Source organism: Psychrobacillus sp. (assembly GCF_056205495.1).
Window position 1 is genome coordinate 1 of the sequence record NZ_JBAEAP010000416.1, and the last position, 3,794, is coordinate 3,794.

The 3,794-nt window shown below is 36.3% G+C and carries 2 protein-coding genes and 1 pseudogene; all 3 read right to left on the bottom strand.

Annotated elements, in window-relative coordinates; translation table 11 throughout:
- The coding region (locus AC06OU_RS12210) for a metallophosphoesterase (protein WP_475856088.1) at positions 1-1,829 on the bottom strand (1,829 nt) is incomplete at its 3' end.
- Between the two features lie 423 nt (positions 1,830-2,252).
- The gene (locus tag AC06OU_RS12215) at positions 2,253-3,011 is read right to left on the bottom strand and encodes a hypothetical protein (RefSeq protein WP_475856090.1); all 759 of its coding nucleotides are present in this window, start codon (positions 3,009-3,011) and stop codon (positions 2,253-2,255) included.
- A gap of 500 nt (positions 3,012-3,511) precedes the next feature.
- A pseudogene (locus AC06OU_RS12220) lies at positions 3,512-3,794 on the bottom strand (sodium:solute symporter family protein); the annotation flags it as partial.

Below are 3,794 nucleotides of genomic sequence, written 5' to 3' on the forward strand. Positions count from 1 at the left end.
ATTTGGATTGATGGATCATCTTGCACTTGAGAGAAGTAGCTATGAATATCCGCTGTTGTTGTACCTACCGCTTGGCGAACATAGTTAATAGTTCCTTCATGCGCTTCTTTAACTGCATTTACAATTGTTTGGTCTACATCAGATGCATCCTTAGCAATTGTACGAACTTCTGCTTTGGAAGAAGCAACTTTCCAGCCTTTGCCGTCTTTTTCAAGCGTTAAATCAATTACACCTAAATGACTACCAAACTTACCAGGCATTACAACTGGTACGCCATTCATCGTTCCCTTGTCGATATCAACATTAGTTAGGGAAGCATCCACTTTACCTGGGAACACTTGGTGCGCGTGACCTGTGATAATTGCATTTACATCCTTAACTTTAGTTAATAAATAAGTTACATCCTCTTCGCCCACCTCATGTGTTGCATCACCCATACCTGAGTGAGAAAGAACAACTACTACATCTGCTCCTGCTTTTTTCATTTCAGGAACAACTTTTTCGATAGCTTGAACTGAATCATCCACTGTCACTTTTCCTGTTAAATGAGATTTATCCCATTTTAAGATTTGTGGAGGTACAATACCAGTTACCCCTACTTTTACAGTTGTTTTATTTCCAGCTGCATCAACCACTTCTTTGTCGATTAATACGTATGGTGTATAAGCTAGCTTACCAGAAGCTGCATTACGAACGTTTGCATTTACATAAGGGAAGTCTGCGTCATCCATTACCTCGTCTAAGAAATCAAGACCGTAGTTAAACTCGTGATTACCGAAAGTTGCTCCATCATAGTCTAAAAGCTCCATCGCTGTAATAGAAGGATGCTCTTCTCCATCCACTAGCTTGTCCACTGAAGATTTATAAGAGCCTAGAGGAGTCCCTTGGATAGAATCTCCGTTATCAAATAGCAATGAATTACTATTTTCAGTACGTGCATTTTTAATTAATGTAGCTGTTTTAGCAAGACCTAAGCTGTTAGAAGCAGTGTCCTTATAATAGTCATAGTTTACGATATTAGTATGAATATCAGAAGTTCCTAAGATACGTAAAGAAACAGTTCCTTTATCTCCAACCTCGTCACCAAACTTTTGATTATATAAATCTTTTAAAAATTGTTTCAATCCAGGGAATGCATTAGAAGCAGGAACCTTATCAATTAATGGGTAAACTTTAAGAAGAGCAGCCTTAGCTTCCTCTTTCTTACCTGCTTGCATTAATTTATCCGCTTCCACTATACCCATGAAAATAGTTACTGGAATCTGTAACTCGTCACGTTTAGCGTTAGCTGGATCTTTATATTCTTTTAATAATAAATCACGTGCCGCTTTACCAGAAAAACGATACATAATAGAAGTTCTAGATTTTAACTGAGCAGATAGTGCATGATAAGACTTTTCAACTTGGAATACATTTCGAGAAGCTTCTGCCTCTTCAATATCCTCCATGATTGGATTTAAGTATTTATCTGCATAATTATAAGCATCAATATAAGGGATAATTCCTTTTGTTACTTTTTCATTGTACATAGCATCTAATTCTTTTAACATAGTAGCTTTATTTTTAGCGTTGGATTTAGCAATAGCAGCTTTCGCTTTCGCATAACTTGCTTTCGCCTTGTTTAAAGCGGGATATAATTCTTTAGAAGTAGCAATTTTACCTTTTTGAGCTGGCACAACGTAAGCATACGCTGCATTTTTCATGTCCATACGAGCTTGGTCTACAATTTGTTGTGTCGAACTACTCGCAAATGTCACATTTGCTGAAGCAAACAATGAAGTCGCAAGTGCAGCAGCAACTACCGATTTTTTAATAGAATCTCTTTTCACAATCCCACTCCTGTTTCTAATTATCATCATACTAATCTAATTATTTTATCTTTTTGCAAAAGATAAAATAATTGGGCTCCATACTAAAGATAATCAATTATCCTCACCAAAACAATACACTCCTTATTAAGACTACTTAAAATCTATCAAAGTACATAAAATTTATCCAAAAATATAGGAAAGAAACACACAAAAATACTAATAAACAGTGTTATTATTACAGGTGCCTAAAATATTACAGGTGCCTGGCACCTGTAATATAGCGCTTTGTTTTCTATCAACTTTCTATAGAAAAAAGCCCTGCCCAGCAAGATTGCTGAACAGGGCTAATATAGTTTCATTATATTTAGCAAGAAAGCTACCATCTTCTAGAGATTATATAGACATTCCGGCAAAAGTATGCGTGTTTAGAAATAGTTAGGTTTAATCAGCCTTTTTCATTTCTGAGTCATACTTTTCATTTATCCATTTTTTTAAGCCTGGGAATACATTAGACTCTGGCATTTTATTAATTAGAGGTCCGACAGTTTGAAGGACTTCTTTTGCTTCTGCTTTTTTACCTTCTTGCACTAACTTATCTGCTTTGACTACTTGCATAAAGATAGTTACAGGAACTTGTAATTCGTCACGTTTCGCATTAGCTGGATCCTTGTATTCTTTTAACAATAGATCACGTGCAGCTTTACCTGAAAAGCGATACATGATTGCAGTTCTAGTTTTTAGCTGTGCTGATAATTCATGGTAAGATTTTTCGATTTGGAATACGTTACGTGAAGCTTCTGCTTCTGCAATATCCTCCATAATTGGATTTAGGTATTTGTCTGCATAATTGTAAGCATCAATATATGGAACAATACCTCCAGTTACTTTTTCTTCATACATTGCATCAAGCTCTTTCAAGATTTTCGCTTTGTTTTTGTCATTAGACTTAGATACTTGAGCCTTTGCTTTATTATAGCTTGCTTTCGCTTTGTTTAAAGCTGGGTATAACTCCTGGCTTGTAGCAACTTTACCTTTTTGTGCAGGTACCACATAAGCATATGCCGCATTCTTCATGTCAATACGAGCTTGATCTACCACTTGTTGAGTCGAACTACTAGCAAAAGTTACATTTGCAGAAGCAAATAATGACGTGGCAAGCACAGTAGCAGCTACTGTTTTTTTAATAGAATTCTTTTTCATAAATCCACTTCCTTTTCTTTTTTGGAGCTATTTAATTATTTTAAAATAATAATAAGCTCTTAACTTTACCATAAAGAAATAATCTATGCAAAACAAGAAATTCACTCTAAAATCGAGAAAAATCAATCTTTTTACTTAGCACACCCTATCATTTTTGGTTACAAATACATAACAAACCATATATTCCAAAAATAGAAGAATATTATTTCAATAATATTATCCATCTACTACTACAAGCTCCTAGTAGTCTAATTTATTACAGGTGCCTGGCACCTGTAATAAATCAGACTGTAATAATACTTCTATAACATTTCCCACTAAAACCATAGAAAAACCCCTTGCTCTACTAAGACCGGAGCAAGGGGCTTCCATTCATAATCTTTATCCTACTATATTTCAGGTGCCAGGCACTTGTAATACCAGACACTTGTAATATACTCATCGGCGCTATATTTCAGACACCAGGCACTTGTAACACAACAACACAACACCCCACACCTCTAGTTTTTCGCCAGGCTTCCCGTTACGCTTACTCTTGGTTGGGTAAGTAGGCTGACGATTATTAAAGTGAGGACGGCCATTGGCAATGCGAATAATACGCTATTTAGCTCAAATGGCTTACTCAAGACTACTTCCCATAAAATTGTACTTACTCCTCCTACGACCATGGAGCTCAACACCCCTGGTTTAGTCGCGCGCTTCCATAAGATCGTCGCAAGCAGTGCAGGGGTTACAGCTGCTCCGTACATGGTGTACGAATACATTTGAATGGCCAGTACGGAT

Excerpts from the sequence above, each read along its gene's own strand:
- AC06OU_RS12215 (WP_475856090.1), bottom strand. The coding sequence starts at position 3,011 with ATGAAAAAGAATTCTATTAAAAAAACAGTAGCTGCTACTGTGCTTGCC.